At 39.9% G+C, this 18,781-nt stretch carries 20 protein-coding genes; 19 read left to right on the top strand and 1 reads right to left on the bottom strand.

What is annotated here, in order from left to right:
- Positions 1-2: 2 nt before the first annotated feature.
- The 16 genes from H153_RS0106920 to flhB are packed head-to-tail and all read left to right on the top strand — an operon-like array spanning position 3 to position 12,342.
- Positions 3-1,973, top strand: coding sequence for a tetratricopeptide repeat protein (locus H153_RS0106920; RefSeq protein WP_022847408.1), 1,971 nt, complete (start codon positions 3-5; stop codon positions 1,971-1,973).
- On the top strand, positions 1,966-2,346 hold the full coding sequence (gene flgB, locus H153_RS0106915; RefSeq protein ID WP_022847407.1) for a flagellar basal body rod protein FlgB: 381 nt from the start codon (positions 1,966-1,968) through the stop codon (positions 2,344-2,346). Before H153_RS0106920 ends, flgB begins: the two co-directional genes overlap by 8 nt.
- 6 nt (positions 2,347-2,352) lie before the next feature.
- The gene (gene flgC / locus H153_RS0106910; RefSeq protein WP_022847406.1) at positions 2,353-2,763 is read left to right on the top strand and encodes a flagellar basal body rod protein FlgC; all 411 of its coding nucleotides are present in this window, start codon (positions 2,353-2,355) and stop codon (positions 2,761-2,763) included.
- 8 nt (positions 2,764-2,771) lie between these two features.
- Positions 2,772-3,062 carry a flagellar hook-basal body complex protein FliE gene (fliE, locus tag H153_RS0106905; RefSeq protein WP_231378253.1) on the top strand — a complete coding sequence of 97 codons (291 nt, stop codon included), beginning with the start codon at positions 2,772-2,774 and terminating at the stop codon, positions 3,060-3,062.
- A gap of 13 nt (positions 3,063-3,075) precedes the next feature.
- On the top strand, positions 3,076-4,686 hold the full coding sequence (fliF, locus tag H153_RS0106900; RefSeq protein WP_022847404.1) for a flagellar basal-body MS-ring/collar protein FliF: 1,611 nt from the start codon (positions 3,076-3,078) through the stop codon (positions 4,684-4,686).
- Entirely contained in the window at positions 4,679-5,335 is a 657-nt protein-coding gene (locus H153_RS0106895) for a hypothetical protein (RefSeq protein ID WP_022847403.1), read from the top strand. The genes fliF and H153_RS0106895 overlap by 8 nt, the downstream gene beginning before the upstream one ends.
- A complete protein-coding gene (locus tag H153_RS0106890) occupies positions 5,301-6,626 on the top strand; it encodes a FliI/YscN family ATPase (protein ID WP_022847402.1) in 1,326 nt (441 codons plus the stop codon). The genes H153_RS0106895 and H153_RS0106890 overlap by 35 nt, the downstream gene beginning before the upstream one ends.
- On the top strand, positions 6,601-7,254 hold the full coding sequence (locus H153_RS0106885) for a FlgD immunoglobulin-like domain containing protein (RefSeq protein WP_022847401.1): 654 nt from the start codon (positions 6,601-6,603) through the stop codon (positions 7,252-7,254). The genes H153_RS0106890 and H153_RS0106885 overlap by 26 nt, the downstream gene beginning before the upstream one ends.
- Before the next feature lies 1 nt (position 7,255).
- Positions 7,256-8,494 carry a flagellar hook protein FlgE gene (locus tag H153_RS0106880; protein ID WP_022847400.1) on the top strand — a complete coding sequence of 413 codons (1,239 nt, stop codon included), beginning with the start codon at positions 7,256-7,258 and terminating at the stop codon, positions 8,492-8,494.
- A gap of 43 nt (positions 8,495-8,537) precedes the next feature.
- A complete protein-coding gene (locus H153_RS0106875) occupies positions 8,538-9,059 on the top strand; it encodes a flagellar basal body-associated protein FliL (protein WP_022847399.1) in 522 nt (173 codons plus the stop codon).
- A 4-nt stretch (positions 9,060-9,063) separates the two neighbouring features.
- Positions 9,064-9,294 (top strand): FliM/FliN family flagellar motor switch protein, encoded by a 231-nt coding sequence (locus H153_RS0106870; protein ID WP_022847398.1) that lies wholly within the window; start codon positions 9,064-9,066, stop codon positions 9,292-9,294.
- Positions 9,287-9,556, top strand: coding sequence for a hypothetical protein (locus tag H153_RS0106865; RefSeq protein WP_022847397.1), 270 nt, complete (start codon positions 9,287-9,289; stop codon positions 9,554-9,556). The genes H153_RS0106870 and H153_RS0106865 overlap by 8 nt, the downstream gene beginning before the upstream one ends.
- Complete coding sequence (gene fliP, locus H153_RS0106860) at positions 9,534-10,250, top strand: flagellar type III secretion system pore protein FliP (protein WP_022847396.1); 717 nt, start codon at positions 9,534-9,536, stop codon at positions 10,248-10,250. Before H153_RS0106865 ends, fliP begins: the two co-directional genes overlap by 23 nt.
- Entirely contained in the window at positions 10,247-10,516 is a 270-nt protein-coding gene (fliQ, locus tag H153_RS0106855; protein WP_022847395.1) for a flagellar biosynthesis protein FliQ, read from the top strand. The genes fliP and fliQ overlap by 4 nt, the downstream gene beginning before the upstream one ends.
- A complete protein-coding gene (locus tag H153_RS0106850; RefSeq protein ID WP_022847394.1) occupies positions 10,513-11,295 on the top strand; it encodes a flagellar biosynthetic protein FliR in 783 nt (260 codons plus the stop codon). The genes fliQ and H153_RS0106850 overlap by 4 nt, the downstream gene beginning before the upstream one ends.
- Before the next feature lie 3 nt (positions 11,296-11,298).
- Entirely contained in the window at positions 11,299-12,342 is a 1,044-nt protein-coding gene (gene flhB, locus H153_RS0106845) for a flagellar biosynthesis protein FlhB (protein ID WP_022847393.1), read from the top strand.
- On the opposite strand, the gene H153_RS0106840 is transcribed toward flhB, so the two are convergent.
- Positions 12,339-13,046, bottom strand: coding sequence for a DUF72 domain-containing protein (locus H153_RS0106840; protein WP_022847392.1), 708 nt, complete (start codon positions 13,044-13,046; stop codon positions 12,339-12,341). The genes flhB and H153_RS0106840 overlap by 4 nt on opposite strands.
- Positions 13,047-13,178: 132 nt before the next feature.
- Between H153_RS0106840 and serA the strand changes: the two genes are divergently transcribed.
- The 3 genes from serA (at position 13,179) to H153_RS0106825 (ending at position 18,780) form a co-directional block, all read left to right on the top strand.
- Entirely contained in the window at positions 13,179-14,771 is a 1,593-nt protein-coding gene (gene serA, locus H153_RS0106835; RefSeq protein WP_022847391.1) for a phosphoglycerate dehydrogenase, read from the top strand.
- Positions 14,772-14,884: 113 nt separating this feature from the next.
- Positions 14,885-17,308, top strand: coding sequence for a TIGR03960 family B12-binding radical SAM protein (locus tag H153_RS0106830; protein WP_022847390.1), 2,424 nt, complete (start codon positions 14,885-14,887; stop codon positions 17,306-17,308).
- Positions 17,305-18,780 (top strand): Rne/Rng family ribonuclease, encoded by a 1,476-nt coding sequence (locus H153_RS0106825; RefSeq protein ID WP_022847389.1) that lies wholly within the window; start codon positions 17,305-17,307, stop codon positions 18,778-18,780. Before H153_RS0106830 ends, H153_RS0106825 begins: the two co-directional genes overlap by 4 nt.
- Position 18,781 lies beyond the last annotated feature (1 nt).

Here is an 18,781-nt window from a genome sequence, read left to right as displayed (position 1 = left end):
TAGTGAGAGCCATTATTGTCCTTCTATCTTTTATTTTTTTCTGCAATGCTTTTGCTGTCACCAATGAAGGGAATAATACGATAAAAAGAACAGAAGAAAGTGTGTTTGTTTATAAGCCGGAAATCTGGTTAAAAAAGGGAATGTATCAGTATAAAATAGGCTCTTACAACGCGGCACTTGAATATTTTTTGAAAATATTAGCTAAAGATAAAAAGAGAGATGACTATTATAGAAAAGCTCTTTTTATGCTTTCAAAAACCTACATGAAGATAGGCAGAAAGATTGGTGATAAAGAATATCTATGGCAGGCTCTGGATCTTCTCCAGCTTTACTTTAATACAGTTAAAAATGTTGATTGGGATTTTTACTACACGAAAGCTCGCATTTATGAAAATTTAGGTTTTTACGATAAAAGTCTTGACATATACAGAGTTGCTTTTCTAAAAGCTAAAAATGATAGACAACAGATAAAAACTGTTATAGGAATTCTAAGGTCTGCTGTTTATCTGAGGAGGCCGGATATTGTAGATGAATATTATATTCTGCTGTCAACCTCTCCTTTAACAAGGCAGGATGAGAAAGAACTTGAGTTTTTGAAAGGCTTAATACTTTTCAGTAAAGGTAAGTACAGGGAAGCTTTCAGATACTTTTTTAAAACCTACAGAAAAAACGAAGCCTATCTTATAGAAAATCCTGAATATTACTACCTTGTTGCAGAGGATATTTACAGGAAAGGTGATTACCGTCTTGCAGAGCAGCTTTTTAAGAGAATAATAAGTCTTACAAGGGATAAGAGTGTTATAAGGAAAGCGATGTTGCGTCTTGGTGATACTGAATTAAAAAAGGGAGATAAGAAACTTGCAGTAGCTACATACTACAACCTTGTAACGACATATCCAGATTCTCCGGAAACCACAATTGCCAAGTTAAAGTTAATAGCTCTAATGGAAAAGGATCCAGCTTTAAAATACAGGCTACAGCAGACAGATATAAAAGCGTTTAAGCAACCTTTGAGATTTGTGCTTGAAACGTTGATTCATTCGAGAGACACTTATCTTGGTGCTTTTGCTCTGGCAAACTTCGGTGCCTACGTTTTGCAGACCGACAGCGATAACCTTTTTAAGCAGCTTGAATGGGAAATTTCTCTGGTTTTTCCTAAACAGCTTAAATATGAACAGAAAGAATTTATCGTTAGGGAGTGGAAACCTTATCTTTTAAAACTTGCTTCTAAAAGGTTGTGTGAACTTTATAAAACGAATCCGGACTTTTTTAAGGTAATTTTTGATAAGGAAACACTTATAAAAATAGCGGAAGCCTTAGGTAAGTGTAATGAGAGGAAAGAGAGATTGAATCTTATACGCTATATTGCTGCTAAATGGAGAGATGACAATGACCTTTTGATGCTTGCAGAAGCTTTAACGGAAAGTAAGGATTTTAACGACTCTTTAGAAATATTAAAAAAAGTAAAAAAAAGGAACTGTCGTTATTATAAAATTTACATCAAAAATCTTGTTTTTCTTGGAAAATCCGCAAAAGAATTTTTGCCTATGTTGAGAGAGATGGAAGACATATGTCCATCTGATGATATAGAGGTAAAGGCTTATGAGATTCTTGCGAGTATAGAGCAAAAAAATCCACAAAGGGCAATGTGGATAATAAAAGAAAACAAAAAAAAGATTGCTGAATTTTACGATAAAGACCCGGTTTTGAAGTTGGCCATTTATAAAACTATTTCTTATTTGTTAGCTATTAATAATTACGAAGGATGTTTAAAAGTAATAGATGTTATAGAGCCCAAAAGTAACAACTGTTTTTTGGCTTCTGCAAAACTTATATCTCTTTCAAGACTTGATAAAATAAACCTTGCAGAGGCTATACTGCCAAAAGTTAGAATGTGTAAAGATACTATGAGCAGGATAGCTCAGATTGTTTATGAAGATCAAATCATATACAGGAAGTTGAAAAATGAGTGAGCTGTGGGGAAAAACGGATGCTATTTCAGAAACGGCTGCTTACTACCTTGAACGTTCAAAAGTGATACAGAGCAACATAGCCAATGCTGATACACCGGGGTATGTGCCGAAGGATCTAAAATTCGAAAAATGCCTGGATAAAGAAACGTTAAAATTAAAGACAACAGATCCAAAACACATAGAACCTGAGCCGTGCGATAAGGCACAGTTTAAGGTAGTGGAACTTAATAAAATTGCCGGTTACGATAAAAACAGGGTGAACGTTGATGAGGAATTGGGTAAACTGGCAGAAACCGCTATCATGTATAAAACGATGGTTCAAAGTTTACATGTGGAACTTGCAAAATTAAAAATAAGCATCACGGGGAGGTAATAAAAAGTGCTTTTTAAAGGTCTTGAAATATCATTAACTGGAATGGAAGCAGAAAGAATTCGTATGGATATTGCTTCAAGTAATCTTGCAAATGCAAATTCAATAGATCCAGAAACAAAACAGCCATACATAAGAAAAGTCCCTGTTTTTGAGACGCTGCTCACCTCTGACGGTAAAGTTCCCCTTGAAGAAGTCAGGGTTAAAAAGATAGTTTACGATAATTCGCCGTTTAGAGAAAAGTATGATCCTTCCAGTCCACTTGCGGATAAAACGGGATATGTAAAACTTCCAAATGTTGACCCTGTGAAAGAGATGGTTGATATGATTTCTGCAATGAGAGCCTATGAGGCAAATTTAACAGCTTTTAATACTCATAAAAATATGTTAACTTCAAGTCTTGAAATCCTCAGAGTTTAAGGGGAGCAATGATGAAAGTAGAAAACGACGCGGTTTTTAATGTACTTCCTGCAGTATCAGATAAAAAGTTAGATAAAAAGAGCGGGTTTGAGGAGATATTTGAAAACTTTATAAGAGATGTTAACAATGATTTGAAAGCTGCTTCTGAAGCTGAAAGAAAGCTGATGGATGGTAATGTTCAGAATTTTGAGGAGCTTTTATATACCATATCTAAATCAGAATTATCCCTGAGGTTGCTTGTTGAGATTAAAAACAAGGCACTTGAAAGCTATCAGGAGATAATGAGAATGCAGGTTTAATGAGGTTAAATAGGTGAATTCGGAAGAGATTAAGAATAAATTTTCGGAAGTTGTGTCGAAGTATGCAAATATAAAGGGGCTTGCCATTCTTATTGGAAGCCTTGCCCTTATTTCTTTTCTTTCAATTGCTGTTGTTAAAATGGCTTCAAATGTTGATTATGCTGTTCTCTATACCCATTTGAGTCCCGATGACGCGGGCAATATTCTCACAGTCCTTCAGGAAGAGCACATTCCGTATAAGGTTGAGGGTAACGGAAGTATTATTCTTGTTCCAAAGGACAAGGTTTACGATGTGAGACTTAAACTTGCCGCTAAAGGGCTTCCTTCTGGAAAGATAGTCGGGTTTGAAATATTTGATGAACCGAAACTTGGAATAACCCAGTTTCAGGAACACATAGAGTATCTTCGTGCCCTTGAAGGTGAACTTGAGAAGACAATTCAGCAGATAGATGCCGTCTGGAGTGATAAAGTCAACATTGCTCTTCCAAAAGAGTCCGTTTTTGTAAGAGAAACTGAAGAGCCAAAAGCTTCCGTTATTTTGAGGCTCTGGCCCGGGAAAGATCTTACAAAAGAGCAGGTTAAAGCTATTGTTTTTCTCGTTTCTCATGCCGTTCCCGGATTGAAACCGCAGAACGTTACTGTTGTGGATAACAGAGGACGTGTTCTTTCCGACATGCTTGAAGAAGATAACACCACTGATTCAAATAAAGAACTTGCAATAAAGAAAGAGCTTGAGAGGGATATTGAGAGGAAGGTTGAATCTATACTTTCAAAAGCCCTTGGTTCAAACAGAGTTATTGCACGTGCTACCGTCGAGATAGAGACAGGAAAGTTAGAGAAGCAGTCTGAAATCTACGATCCGGATATGACTGCTGTTGTTAGTGAAAGAAAGATTCAAGAAAGTGAAAAAGGTGTAGAAGAGAAACCTTCAGGTGTTCCGGGTAGTGGAACGAACGTTCCGCCGGTTATAAGCAACGGTGGTAATGGAACCGTAAAAAGCAGCAGAGAGAAAAAGGATGTTACCACTAACTATGATGTTTCAAAAACCGTTGAGAAAACGGTTGCTCCTATCTTTGTTGTTAAAAGGATAAGTGTTGGTGTTCTTATAGATGGTCGGTACAAGAAGGTTAAAGGAAAGGACGGAAAGGAAAAAGAGGAGTTTTTCCCAAGAACGCCAGAGGAGCTTAAAACCTATGAAAATCTTGTCAAAAGCGTAATAGGTTACGACGAGAAACGGGGAGATAAAGTCACGGTTGTAAGTGTTCCGTTTGAAGTACCGCCACCAGAGGAAAATATTGTGACCGGTAAAGTTTTTCCGGTAATTCCTGTGGCTATCGGTGGTGGTGTTGCATTTCTTCTCCTTGCAGGTACTCTATTCTTAGTATTAAAGAGGAAAAAGCGAGCACCTGAAGCAATGCCTGCCGTTCAATCTGCAGCGGTAAAAGCTTACGGTGAAGCCATCCAGACGGCTGAAGAGAAGATGGAAAAAGAGAGAAAAGAGATAGAAAGCTTTGATATAAAGTCGGAACCTTCCTATATAAAAATTCTTGAAATAACAAAGGAACATCCCGAGCTTATAGCGGAGCTTTTAAGAGAATGGCTTGGGGAGAAACAGAATGCTTAACCTTGATGATTTTTCCCATCTTTTGAGTGGTTCTGAAAGAAAAAATATGTCACCTGAGGAAGTGGAAAGAATTTACATTGCCCGTATTGAGGAGCTTGAAAAAAAGTATAGAAAAATTTTGAAAAGGACAGAAGAAGAGGCTTTTAAGAAGGGCTATGAAAAAGGGAGGGAGGATGCCAGACAAGAGTGGGAGCAAAGGTTTGAGATAGAAAAGAGAAAGATAGACGATGTTGTAAAGAGGGAAGTAGAGAACCTGAAAAGGGAAGTGAAACGGTTTGTAGGTTCTATGCGGGAAGAAAACGTTAAATTTACAAGGAAAATACTTGAGATAGTCGCCGATTCTCTTGAAGAGATTTTCCGCTTTCTCTTGATAAGTGACGACAATCTTCCCTTTATAAAAGAGAAAATTGAAGAGATTCTGGAAGAGTTTAAATCAACATCAACAGTTATTTCTATAGAAGCTGATGAGCGTTTAGGGGCTGTTTTGAAAGATATTAATGGAATAACTGTGAAGATTAATAAGGAGTTAGAACCGGGCAATTTTGTTATAAAGTTTGAGGATTTCACAGTTGTTCACGACATTAAAGAGAAATTTTCACTATTGAGGGAAGAGATTGAAAGAGAGATTAAGAAATCTTCCTCAGTATAGGATTATTGGAAAGGTAACAGGCGTAAAGGGACCTTTGATAGAGAGTGCTCTTCCAAAGGTTTGTCTTGGTGATTTTTGCACGATAGATGGTAAAGTAGAGGCAGAGGTTGTTGGATTTAAAGACGGCAGAACGCTTCTCATGGCGTATTCAGACACCACCGGAATTAGTGCAGGAAGTAAAATAGAGCCAAAGCCAGGTTCCGTTAAAATTGGTGTTTCCAGGGAACTTCTTGGGACAGTTATAGATCCATTTGGAAAGCCTCTTAATAGAGATAGGATTACCTATACTGACTTTACCTACCTTCAAGGGGAATCTATAAATCCTCTCAAAAGGGATAGAATCCGTGAGCCGTTAGATTTAGGCATTCGCAGTATTAATGCTCTTCTTACGGTTGGGAAAGGCCAGCGTATAGGTATCTTTTCAGGTGCCGGTGTTGGAAAAAGTACCCTTTTAGGAATGATTGCTCGCTACACGGCAGCGGATGTTAATGTTATTGTTTTAGTTGGTGAGCGGGGTAGAGAGGTAAGGGAATTTATAGAGGATAACCTGGGCGAGGAAGGTCTTAAAAAGTCTGTGGTTGTTGTCGCAACGTCGGATCAGCCGCCCTTAGCAAAGATAAGAGCTGTTCTTACAGGTTGTGCCATTGCAGAGTATTTCTCTTCTCAAAATAACGATGTTCTTCTTCTCCTTGATTCTCTGACGAGACTTGCCATGGCACAGAGGGAAATTGGCCTAACTGTTGGAGAACCACCGACAACCAAGGGTTACGTTCCTTCAGTCTTTTCCCTCCTTTCAAAAGTTATAGAGAGGGCAGGGAATTTTGCCGGACAGGGAAGTATAACGGGAATCTACACAGTTTTAGTTGAAGGAGATGAGATTGCGCTTGATCCTGTAGCTGATGCAGCGGTTGGTTTTCTTGATGGTCACATAGTCCTTTCCAGGACTCTTGCAAATAGAAGAATTTTTCCGGCAATAGATATATTAAAGAGCATAAGCCGTTTAACACCTCAACTTGTACCTGAAGAGGTTTTAAGGTGGCAGTCCTTTTTTATTGACCTTGAAGCAACTTACAGAGAGAGTCAGGATATGATAAATCTTGGTCTTTATAAAAAGGGGACAAATCCAAAGATTGATCTTGCGATGGCTGTTCATAATAAGATGGAAGAGTTTATGAAGCAACGGATAGAAGAGAGAGTTTCCCTTGAGGAGAGCTTGTCCTCTTTGAAATCTTTGATAGAATATATAGGTAACGAAGGGGGAAAGTATGGATATCAGTGGAATAACATATAATCCTGACGCTCAGCAAGTTAAGATTGTTGATGCCAATTATGATAATTCGAAAATGTCACAGGAGGATTTTCTTAAAGTTCTCCTTGCAGACCTTCAATGGCAGGATCCTCTGCAGGCGGAGGACATTTCAGATTTTATAGATAATACGGTGAAGCTTGAAGAACTTCAGACTTACGATGACTTTGAAACGAGCGTTAAGCAATTGCTGGAAGCAAACCAATCCAATGCGCTTTTGACGGCCTCTTCTCTTATTGGAAAAGTAGTTAAGTATGAAGGTAATAGAACATATATTGAAGGTGGCTCCGGCTATGCTGAAATTAAACTTGATTCGGCGGCCGATACCGTTAAGGTAAATATTCTCGACTCAGCCGGTAACGTTGTTGATTCTGAGACGCTATACAACCTTCAGGGTGGCGTTTCATATCCAATTTCTATTGATAATCCTTCCCTTCCTGATGGTTATTACACGGTTAGCGTTGAGGCTACATCAGGCGGTAATCCGGTAGATGCAACGGTAATAAGTCAGGCTCTTGTTACGGGTGTTGAGAAGGAAAGTGACGGCTCAATCGTTTTGAGCACTTCTTCATTTACGATAGATGATTCTAAACTTGTAGGAATAGGAGGGTGATATGCTACAGTCATTCTATACGGCTTTTACAGGATTAAATGCTGAAAAGAACTGGCTTTCAGTTATTTCAGATAACATAGCTAATGTAAACACGGTGGGATATAAAGCGGAAAGGGCAGTTTTTGAAGATTTACTTGCGAGCAGCCTTACAACTTACAGCAATGGTTCTCCAATAAATAGAGAAATTGGTGGTGGTGTTTTTGTTGGTGCAACTGTCAAAGATTTTTCTCAAGGAACCTTTATGAACACCAACAATCCTCTTGATATGGCTCTTGATGGTGAAGGCTTCTTTATGGTAAGGTCTAACGACGGTGTTACATACTACACAAGGAATGGTCAGTTCAGGCTTGATGCAAATGGTGATCTTATAAATATGCTCGGTATGAAAGTTCAGGGATGGATGCTTGATGATGTTGGAAATATGTCGGGTTCAATTGGAAGCATCAACATACCTATGAGTATGCAGCCTGCAAAAACCACCTACGTAAAGATGAAAGAACCGAGCAATCTTGACTCAAGAGCACCTGTTCTGCCTGCTGCTGCTTTTAATCCGACAGATTCAACGACCTATAACTATGTAAACTCTGTAACTGTTTACGATTCTCTTGGCAATCCTCATACGCTTGATCTTTACTTCGTTCATACAGATGCGGCGACAAACTCCTGGGATGTCCATGTTTATGCTGACGGAGATACGACTACAGAGGTAGGAAGCACCACTCTTACGTTTGACAGTGACGGTAACTTAACCGGCGGTTCACCCACAACAGTCTCCGTGGTGCTTACGAACGGTGCTACCAGTCCCATGAATATAAGTCTTCAGTTTGACGGTATGAGACAGGTTGCTTCAGACTTCATATTCTATGCAGAACAGGACGGAAACAGCAAAGGCGATCTGATGGCCGTTTCTGTAAGTGAGGATGGTATCATAAAAGCCTCTTACACTAACGGTAAAGTTAAAGATATTGCGAGGCTTGCAATAGCCACATTTAAAGATAAGGAGATTCTCACCAGGAAGGGAAGCTGGCTATACCTTCCCAACCAGCAGACCTTTACGCCGGTTATCATGCCAGGTGGTGTTATTTCCAAGATAAGAAGTGGGATGCTTGAGATGTCAAACGTTGACATAGCTTCTGAGTTTATTAATCTTATTACTGCCCAGAGAGCCTACCAGGCAAATGCAAGAGTGATAACGACTGATGACCAGATTCTTCAGGAAACGATGAACATTAAGAGGTAAATTTTTAAGGGTCTTATAAAAATATCGATGAGTTGAGGGATGTATGGCGGAAGAGGAAAAGCAGGAGCAGGTTCCGGCTGAAGGTGAGCAGCAGCAGGGTGGTGGCAAGAAAAAGCTAATTCTTCTTGTTGTTTTGCTTCTTGTTTTAGGTGGTGGCGGTTTTGCCGCTTATAAATTTATTTTTGCCAAAAATCAGAAAGTTTCTCAGGAGAAGCAGACACAGAAGATAATAGAGGAGATTAAAGCCACCGAAAATGTCGGGATAATGTTTGACCTCGGCACTTTTACGGTTAACCTTGCAGATAAAGATATAGAGAGATACCTAAGGATTTCTATTATACTTGAGCTTAAAAATCAGAAAGTTCAGCAGGAGGTGGAGAAGCGACTTCCTGAAATAAAGGATGCAATAATAACACTTCTTTTGACGAAACGTTCATCCGATCTAAAGACTCCGGAAGGTATAGAATTTTTGAAAGAAGAGATAGCCAAGAGAGTAAACGCCATACTTCCCCTTGGTGGTGTTAAAAATGTTTACTTTACTGACTTTATAATTCAGACGGGATAGTGTAATGATAAAGATAGAAGATTTGAAAGACATTACCCTTGATCTGTCTGTTGAGGTTGGGAAAACGGTAAAACCTTTCGGATATCTTTTGAAGCTTAAAGAGGGGGATATTATCCCCCTTGATAAAACGATGGAGGAGTTTCTCTCAATAAAAATAAACGGGCAGCGGTTTGGTGTTGGTGAGCTTATCGTTGTAAATGATAAGTTTGGCGTTAAGGTGATAGACCTTGATTGAGACTTATCTCTTAAAGTTAATTGTAGTTTTTCTCATTATTGTTGTTTCGCTTGCCGTTATCTATTTTTCTGTTGGGAAAATCTCTTTTCCGATGAAAACCGGCCGTTCCGGTTCTATAAAAATTATTGAAATAAAGTATATTTCAAGAAACAGAGGTTTTGTTCTGATAGAGGTGAAAGATAGTAAAATACTTCTATCTTTTGATGAAACAGGTTTTAAGAAACTTAAAGAGTGGAGTAATGAAGAAGATTCTGACATGTAGTTTGTTCGTTCTAATGGTTCCTGCCGCTGCACACGGGGAGACTCTTCAAAACATTGTGTCTAATTTGGGAAATTTAGATGTTAATTTGAAAATTATTCTGCTTTTGACAATTCTTACTCTTGCACCGGCTATCCTTATAACTGTTACAGCTTTTACCCGTATCGTCATAATTCTTTCCCTTTTAAGGAACGCTCTTGGAACACCTCAAACACCGCCAAATCAGGTGGTTATCGCCCTTTCTTTATTTTTAACCTTTTTCGTTATGCAGCCAGTTTTTAAGCAAATAGACGAGGTGGCGATTCAACCTTACATGAAAAAAGAGATAACAGATGTTGAAGCTATAAAACGGTCGATGCAACCTATTAAAGAGTTTATGCTTAAGAATACCAGAAAGGAGGATCTTAAGCTTTTTATAAATCTGTCTGGAAAAGAGGTTAAATCACCCGATGAGCTTTCCATGATCACTCTTATTCCTGCTTTCATGATAAGCGAGATAAAAACGGCTTTCATAGTTGTGTTTGTGATATACCTGCCGTTTATCGTTATAGATATGTTGGTTGCAAGCATTCTCATGTCGATGGGTATGATGATGATTCCACCGATGATGTTATCACTTCCTTTTAAATTGATACTTTTTGTTCTTGCCGACGGGTGGGAGCTTTTGGTTAAAGCAATTGTCGGGAGTTATCGATGACGATAGATCAGGCTATAACGGTTGGTCACAGCATGTTGAAAGTTACCCTCCTTGTGGGAACACCGGTTCTGCTTATCACATTTGTTGTTGGTCTGGTTATAAGCATTTTTCAAGCTGCCACTCAGATTCATGAAATGACGCTTACCTTTATCCCCAAAATTCTTGCTGCGATTATTGCTCTTTTTATTTTTGGAAGCTGGATGATGGTGAAGCTTGTTGATTACACTAAAGAAAACTTTAACCTGATTGCGTCGCTGCTGAAATGAACGGATTTATTACGCCCTCTCAGATAGGTGGTTTCTTCGCTGTTTTGTCCAGGCTGGGTGCTTTTTTTATGGCTTTTCCTTTTATTAATACTTCTATGGTTCCTGTAAATGTAAGAGTTATTCTTATTGTTTCACTGTCATTTTTTGTTTCTATGATAGTTAACGTTCAGGTTCCGATAGAACACTATACACTTATTGATATGGCGGCTATGGTTTTAAAGGAAGTTTTTATAGGTCTCTCTTTTGCCCTTGTTACGGCGATTTTTATAGGAATTGTTTCCTATGCGGCGGAGCTTATCAGTTATTCAATGGGCTTAACAGTCGCCAACATGTTTGATCCGACGTTTGGTGTTATTTCTGTTCTTGATAGACTCTATATTCTGCTTTTTTATCTTGTTTTTTTCATTACGGGAAGCTACAGGCTTTTAATAGGTGCAGCGATAGCCAGTTTTAAAGTTATTCCCGCCGGGAAAGTGGTTCCATTCAGCGCAGGCAGAATTTTTGAATTTTTGATTACAAAGGCGGCTCTGCTTTTTTCTTTAGCTTTTAAGTTAGCTTTTCCTGTAATGCTTACGCTTTTTGTTACGAACCTTGCCCTTGCCCTTATAAACAGGTTAATTCCTCAGATAAACGTTTTTATAGTGGGGCTTCCACTTCAAATATTTGTTGGCCTTTTTGCTCTTATCGTTGGTTTTTCAGCTATAGTCTATGCTATAAGTTCACTTGTTGAAATGCTTACATCCAATTTGTTTACACTTATTAAGCTGTTTGGCGGTTGATAGATGGCAAAAGATCCAAGTAAAACCGAAAAGGCAACCCCGCGGCGGCGGCAGAAAGCCAGGGAAGAAGGACAGGTACTAAAGAGTCAGGATGTTCCCATAGCTGCTACGCTTATAATGATGTTTTTAGTTTTGATTTTTTATATTCCTTTTGCTTCTCAAAAACTTGTTGGCTATTTTCGTTTTACTTTTTCTCAGTGTAACAACATTTTTTATCCGTCATTTTTTCTGCTTACAGGTAAGATTTTTGCAGTCCTCGCCATTGCCGTTATGATACCTCTTCTTATCTCTGGAATTGCTTCAAATGTTCTTCAGTTTGGTTTTATTTTTTCAACAAAAGCCATTCAGCCAAAATTTGAGATGATTAACCCGATAAAAGGTTTGGGGAGGTTGCTTTCTTTAAAAACTGTTTTTGAGACTTTCCGAAATATTTTAAAATTGACCGTTGCCATTGTTGTTGCCTACTACACGGTTAAGCCGATATTTCCTGAAATATTCAGCATGTTTACTTTTTCAATCCATCAACAGGCCTACTTCATGATGAAGTACACCTTGATTCTTATTCTTGCTTTTGGCCTCTTCTCAATTCCCATTGCCGGTATAGACTTTTTCTACCGCAGATGGGAGTATGAAGAGAATTTGAAAATGACAAAGCAGGAAGTGAAAGAAGAATATAAGCAGCAGGAAGGTCATCCCCTTATAAAGTCAGCAATCAGAAAGAAACAAAGAGAAATCGCGATGCGGCGGATGATGGCAGAGGTTCCGAAGGCAGATGTAGTTATAACAAACCCGGAACACTATGCTGTTGCTCTTAAGTATGAGCGTAAAAAGATGGTAGCACCGACAGTTGTTGCAAAGGGTGTTGATGAGATAGCTTTACGTATAAAAGAGATAGCCAAGGAACATAACGTTCCTATTGTTGAAGACCCGCCCCTGGCAAGAACACTTTATGAATCTTGTGACGTTGGTGATACGATTCCAGAGGAACTTTACGTTGCCATTGCCCGTATCCTTGCAAAAATCTACCGTCGTCGTGGAAAGCTTTAAATTTGAAGGAGCTCTTTTAATTTCAGGGCATTTTTCGGAGCATATCCTTTTGCTGTATTGTTGAAAAAGCATAATTTTGTTTTTGATTCTACGGATTTTATCTTTTCTGCAAACTCTTTAAGTTCTTCGTCCGAGTAGCAGTAGTCGTAGAGTTTTCTCCTGCCGTGAAATCTAAAGTATGCAATTTCCCTGGTTGCATTTCCCTTTTTGAACCAGTGAAAGGTTATCGGGAAGTCGGAAAAACAGACAGGAATGTTATTTTCCTTAAAGAACATGCTCTCTTTTTCCCAGTCTTTTGATCTCAGTTCGCAGACTACTGGAATGCCGCTGAAAGCATTGATTATGTCAATTATGAAGTTTTTGTTCTTTTCTGTTGCCTTGAAGCTTGCCGGAAACTGGGCTAAAAAACCGAAGAGTTTTTCTTCCAGAATATCTTTTATCTCTAAAAACGGTTTTATGTTTTTCTCTTCAAGGTGACCGTAGTGGGTGATTCCTCTAAATAGTTTAAAAACGAAGGTTAAATTTACCCTTTTGTAGTTTTTAATGGAGCTTTTTACCGGTAAGCGATAAAACGTGGAGTTTATCTCAACACCGTTAAAGTTTCTGCTGTAATAGCTGAGATAGGAGGACATGGGGAATCCTTCGGGGTAGAACGTGTTTTTCCACTCTCTATACATGAATCCACTGGTTCCAATGATTGTCATCTGTGCCTCCATTCCTTGACTATTCATACTTTAAAGATAAAAATAAGTGTTATCATAATCTTTAGAATTTGTTGACTTTTGTTCGGCTGTATCCGTGATTAATATTGTAATAAAATCTGGAGGTTTGCATAGATGTTTAAGGTGCTTGTTACGGAACACATTGCAGAACCGGGGATAAACATTCTCAAAAGTCAGCCGGATGTTGAGCTAACCTATGACCCGGAACTTTTCAGAAATTTTGAAAGGATTCTTGAGATTATTCCGGAGTACGACGCCATAATAACGAGGAGCGGGACACCTGTTAACAAGGAGCTTATTTCAAGGGCAGAAAAGCTTAAAGTTATCGGTAGGGCAGGCGTTGGTGTTGACAACATTGATCTTGAAGAGGCATCAAGGAGAGGTATTTTAGTTGTTAATGCCCCGACCGGTAATACTCTTGCTGCAACAGAGCACACAATGGGAATGATGATTGCAGCTGCCCGTCAGATTCCTTACGCCCACAGATCCTTGAAGGATGAGAGAAGGTGGGACAGAAAGAAGTTTATGGGCGTTGAGCTTTCAGGTAAGACGCTTGGCATTATAGGTTTTGGGCGTATTGGTTCAAGGGTTGGTATAAGGGCTAAGGCGTTTGATATGAAGGTGATTGCCTACGACCCTTACATAAAAAGGGAAAAGGCTGAAAGGCTTGGTGTTGAGCTTGTTGATAAGCTCGATACCCTTCTTGAAAAAGCTGATATTATAACTGTTCATACGCCCCTCACCGATGAAACGAGAAATATGATAACGAAGAAAGAGATAGAGAAGATGAAGGACGGGGTTATCCTTTTAAACATAGCAAGGGGCGGCATCATTAACGAAAAGGATCTCTATGATGCCCTCGTAAGTGGGAAAGTGAGAGCAGCTGCCGTTGATGTTTTTGTTAAGGAACCTGCTACCGACAACATTCTTCTTGAGGCTCCGAACATTATCGTTACGCCTCATATTGGTGCTAATACCTACGAGTCTCAAACTAACGTTGCTGTAATCATTGCAAATCAAGTGCTTGCTGCTCTCCGCGGCGAGGAGGTTGAGTTTTCGGTTAATGCGCCGTTTGAGGAGACAACTGCAAAGGTTATGAAACCCTGGATGGAACTTGCAGAGAAACTTGGAAGATTTGCCGTTCAGGTTGCCTGTGCCCGTTCAAAAGAGGTTGTTATAGAGTACAGCGGTGACCTTGGCGAAGATGTTAAAGCCTTTACTGCAGCATTCTTAAAAGGATTTCTTGCACCGATAGTTGACCTTCCCGTTAACTACATTAATGCTCCTTTTCTTGCAAAAGAGAGGGGTATAAACATCGTTGAAGTTAGAAGAGAAGAGGGTATCAACTTTAAGAGGCTTATAAGGATAAGCTGTGGAACGCAGGAGGGGACGTTCTCAATAGCTGGAACGGTTATAGAGGATAAGTTCCCGAAAATCGTTGAGATCAATGGTTTTCTCTTTGATCTTTCTCCGGAAGGGAAGTTTCTCCTTATCAAGAACATTGACATTCCGGGGGTTATTGGGAAGCTCGGTTCTATTCTTGGAAAGCACAACGTTAACATTGCAGGATTCCAGCTTGGTAGAGTCGAGAGAGGAAAAGAGGCAAAGGCTGTTATTCTCGTTGATGATGAGGTTCCAGAGGAAGCTATTAAAGAGATGAGTCAGCTTCCAGAAATTATGGAGATTAAAAAAGTTGACCTTGGATGATACAGGCGCCAGGCGGCGCCATAACCTTTTTTGTTTCTAAAAATGGGAATAATAGGTTTCACTATCTTTATGGTTCTCTTTCTTTTCTATCTTAAACACTCGGGAAAATTGAAATGAGCATAGAAGAGTTCGAAAAGGCGCTTATTAAGGTTTCAAAACCCGGCTCTTACCTTCCACTTGAGATGAATCTTTCGAATATTTCCTTTAATGAGAGGCCAGTTAGATTTGTCCTCTGCTATCCAGACCTTTATGAGATAGGAATGTCTCATGCCGGAGGAAAAATTCTCTACCACGTCATTAACAACCTTACCGATTTTGCTTTATGTCATAGAGTCTATCTGCCAAAGCCGGATATGCAGGTCTTTTTGAAGGAAAGGGGTATTCCTCTCTATGCCCTTGAGTCTATGAAACCTTTGAAGGAATATGATTTTATTGGATTTTCCCTTCTCACGGAGCTTGTTTATACCAACGTATTGAAGGTGCTTGAGTTATCACAGATTCCATTGAGGGCTTCTGAAAGGGTAGAAGAATTCCCCATTATTCAGGCTGGAGGTACCTGTGCGCTAAATCCTTTACCTCTTTCGCCGTTTATTGACCTTTTTGTCATTGGTGATGGCGAAAAAGTTATGCTGGAACTTGCCGATTTAATGAGAGAAAAAAAAGAGAAAGGTCTGGCAAAAAAAGAATTCTTGGAGAAGGCTGCAGAGATAGAGGGTGTCTATGTTCCCGTTTTTGGGAAAAGACCTGTGAAAAAGGCGGTTTTCCGCAATTTGGCGAGGGAATTTTACCCTGTTAAACCGGTTGTTCCATCTGTTGAGACCGTTCACGATAGGATAGTTGTTGAGGCCATGAGAGGATGCCTCAGAGGTTGCCGCTACTGTCAGGCGGGTTTTGCCTACAGGCCTTACAGAGAAAGGAGCGTGGATGAGATAGTTTCCATCGTTAATGAGACATTTAGAAATACCGGTTACGAGGAAGCGTCTCTCCTCTCTCTTAGTATTTCAGATCATTCAAGGTTTAACGAGCTCATTCCTGCCGTTATGAAACTCTGCCACTCTGAGATGATAGGCCTTTCTCTCCCTTCAATGAGGGTTAAAGGGTTTAATCCAGACCTTGCGACACAGTTGATGAAGATAAGGAAGTCAAGTTTTACCATAGCTCCGGAAGCGGCAACGGAGAGATTACGTAAGGTTATAAACAAGGATCTTTCTGACGATGACATTTTCTCGCTTGTGGAGGGGCTGTTTGAGAGGGGCTGGAGTAAGCTGAAGTTTTACTTTATGATAGGCCTTCCGACGGAGACGGATGAAGATATAGAAGCTTTGACGGAACTTCTTTGGAAAATTCACAAGATAGGAAAAAGGTATAGGGGCAGGAAGCATCTTGCAGCTGGGTTTTCCATATTTGTTCCAAAGCCTTTCACACCATTTCAATGGGAGAGGTTTATTTCTACGGAAGAAGCAAGGGCGAAGATAGAGTACATTAAGAGGTATTCGCCTAAAACTTTCAGGCTTCGTTTTCACAATCCGGAGATGTCCCTTTTGGAGGCCCTTCTAACGAGGGGAGATGAAAGGATGGCGGAGGCTATCGAAGTTGCTTTCCGTCTTGGCGCTTCTCTTGACAGCTGGGATGAGTATTTCCGTTTTGATGTTTGGGAGAGGGCTTTTAGGGAGACGGGAATTAATATGGAGGATGAGATTGCAGAAAGACCAATTGATAAGCCTCTTCCCTGGGATTTCATAGAGGGTGTTGTTTCCAGGAAGTTCCTTTTGAAAGAGAGAGAAAAAGCTTATAGAGAGGAGAGAACGCCTGACTGCAGGATTGTAGGCTGTCACGGTTGTGGAGCGTGTACGCCGGAGGAGGTGAATAAACTGAAGGATTTTCCAATACCGGAGAGAATAGAGTTTTCCGTTCCACCTGTTGAAAGGAGAGAATTTCCTCTGATTTCAAAGGTTGCATTCTTTTTTGAAAAAAGGGGGAAGAGCCGTTTTCTTTCTCTCCTTGATATAAACAGAGTTTTTACGAGAATATTCAGACGTTTTGCTGTTCCGGTAAGGTATCAGGGAAAGTTTAATCCCCATCCACGTTTTTCAATCCTTTTAGGCATTCCAACCGGTGTTGAAAGTAAAAACGAAATCGTGGAAGTGGAGCTTTACAGGGAGTTTCTTCCTGATGAGCAGTTACTCTCTGACTTTAACGATGTCCTGCCTGAAGGTTTGCGGTTTAAAAAGGTTGTTTCCCTTGGAAGGAAAGCCTCTCTTCTTGAACAGGTGAAGGAGGTAGTTTATAAAGTAGAGGGTGATTTTGATGTAGATACTGTGAAAAGTGTTTTGACGGCACAGGAGCTTGAAAACAGGAAGGGAAAGTTAACACAGGTAAGTCCTTTAGTGGCCGATTTTTCCGTCAGTAAAGGTATAATAACACTGCACCTCAATGTTATTAACGGGAGAATACTGAATATACAGGACTTTCTCTTCTGGATAGGGAAGGACCTTTCATCCGTTTCAGTTGAAAGAGAGATAGTGGTGGGCTTATGAAGAAGATACTTATAAATGCGCTTCCTAAGGAAGTCAGGATAGCTATCCTTGAAGAGGGACAGTTAGTTGAGTTTTACGTTGAGAGAAAGGGAAGCAGAGGTATCGTTGGAAACATATACAAGGGAAAGGTCTTAAAGATTCTTCCTGCCATTCAGGCAGCTTTTGTTGACCTTGGCCACTACAAGAACGCTTTTCTGTACGTTAAAGATGCGGTGAGCTGGGAGTTTGAGGATGAACTTTTTGATGAAGATAACCATGAGATAGAACTTCCACCGATAGAAGAAGTTCTATCGCCGGGACAAGAGATAGTTGTTCAGGTTACAAAAGAGCCTCTTGGTACGAAAGGGCCAAGGGTTACCACAAACCTTACCATTCCCGGTCATTATTTGATTCTTCTTCCAACCATAGAGAAGATAGGTATATCCCGCAGGATAACAGACGAGGCGGAGAGGGAGCGGTTAAAAAAGATAGGAGAATCTATAGTTCCAAAAGGTTACGGAATAATTTTGAGAACGGCTGCAGAAGGTGCAACAGAAGAGGATTTAAGGAAAGACCTCTCTTATCTTTTGAGGGTGTGGAGCAGTCTGGAAAAAAAGATAGAAAAAAAGCCGCCGCCTCTTCTGCTCTATCAGGATCTTGAAATTGTGCCAAAGATTTTAAGGGACGTTTTAACCGATGATGTTGATGAGGTTCTTATAGACTCTCTACCTGAATACAGGAGAGCTCTTAACTTCGCCAGGGCCTTTATTCCTAAACTTGCCGATAAGATAAAGTTGTACGATAGTGATAGGCCAATATTTGAAAAGTATCCCGTTGAAGAAGCGATAGGAAAGGCACTTTCAAGGAAAGTTTATCTTCCCGGTGGCGGGTACATAGTTATAGATGAGACGGAAGCCCTTGTTTCCATCGATGTTAACAGTGGGAAATTCAAGAAGTCAAGCAACCTTGAGGAGACGGCTTTTAACGTTAACTGTAAGGCTGCAAAGGAGATAGCAAGGCAATTAAGATTAAGGGATATTGGCGGGATAATTGTTATCGATTTCATAGACATGAAATCTGAAGAGAACAAGCAGAAGCTTATAGAGGTTTTAGAGCAGGAGCTTTCCAAAGATAGGGCAAAAACAAAGATTGTCAGTATGTCGGATCTTGGCCTTGTTGAAATGACTCGAAAGAGGGTTAAGAAGAGTCTTGGTAGAAGTCTTACAATGACTTGCCCCTACTGTGAGGGGAAGGGAAGAGTAAAGTCTGCCGATACGGTTGCCTTTGAGATAGAAAGGGAACTTCTGCTCATATCGAGAGAAAACGGAAAACGAAAAATAAAGGTTTATGCTCACCCTCTGGTAACGGAAAAGCTGAGGGTTGATGAAAAAGATATAATAGAGCGGATAGAGGAGCTTTACGGCAAAGAAATAAAAGTTATACCGGTTGAGAATTACCACATAGAGAAATATACGATAGCCAAGAGTGATTAAG

The sequence above is a fragment of the Desulfurobacterium sp. TC5-1 genome (assembly GCF_000421485.1).
Lineage (GTDB): Bacteria > Aquificota > Aquificia > Desulfurobacteriales > Desulfurobacteriaceae > Desulfurobacterium_A.
This window is presented reverse-complemented; position numbering and strand designations above follow the sequence as displayed.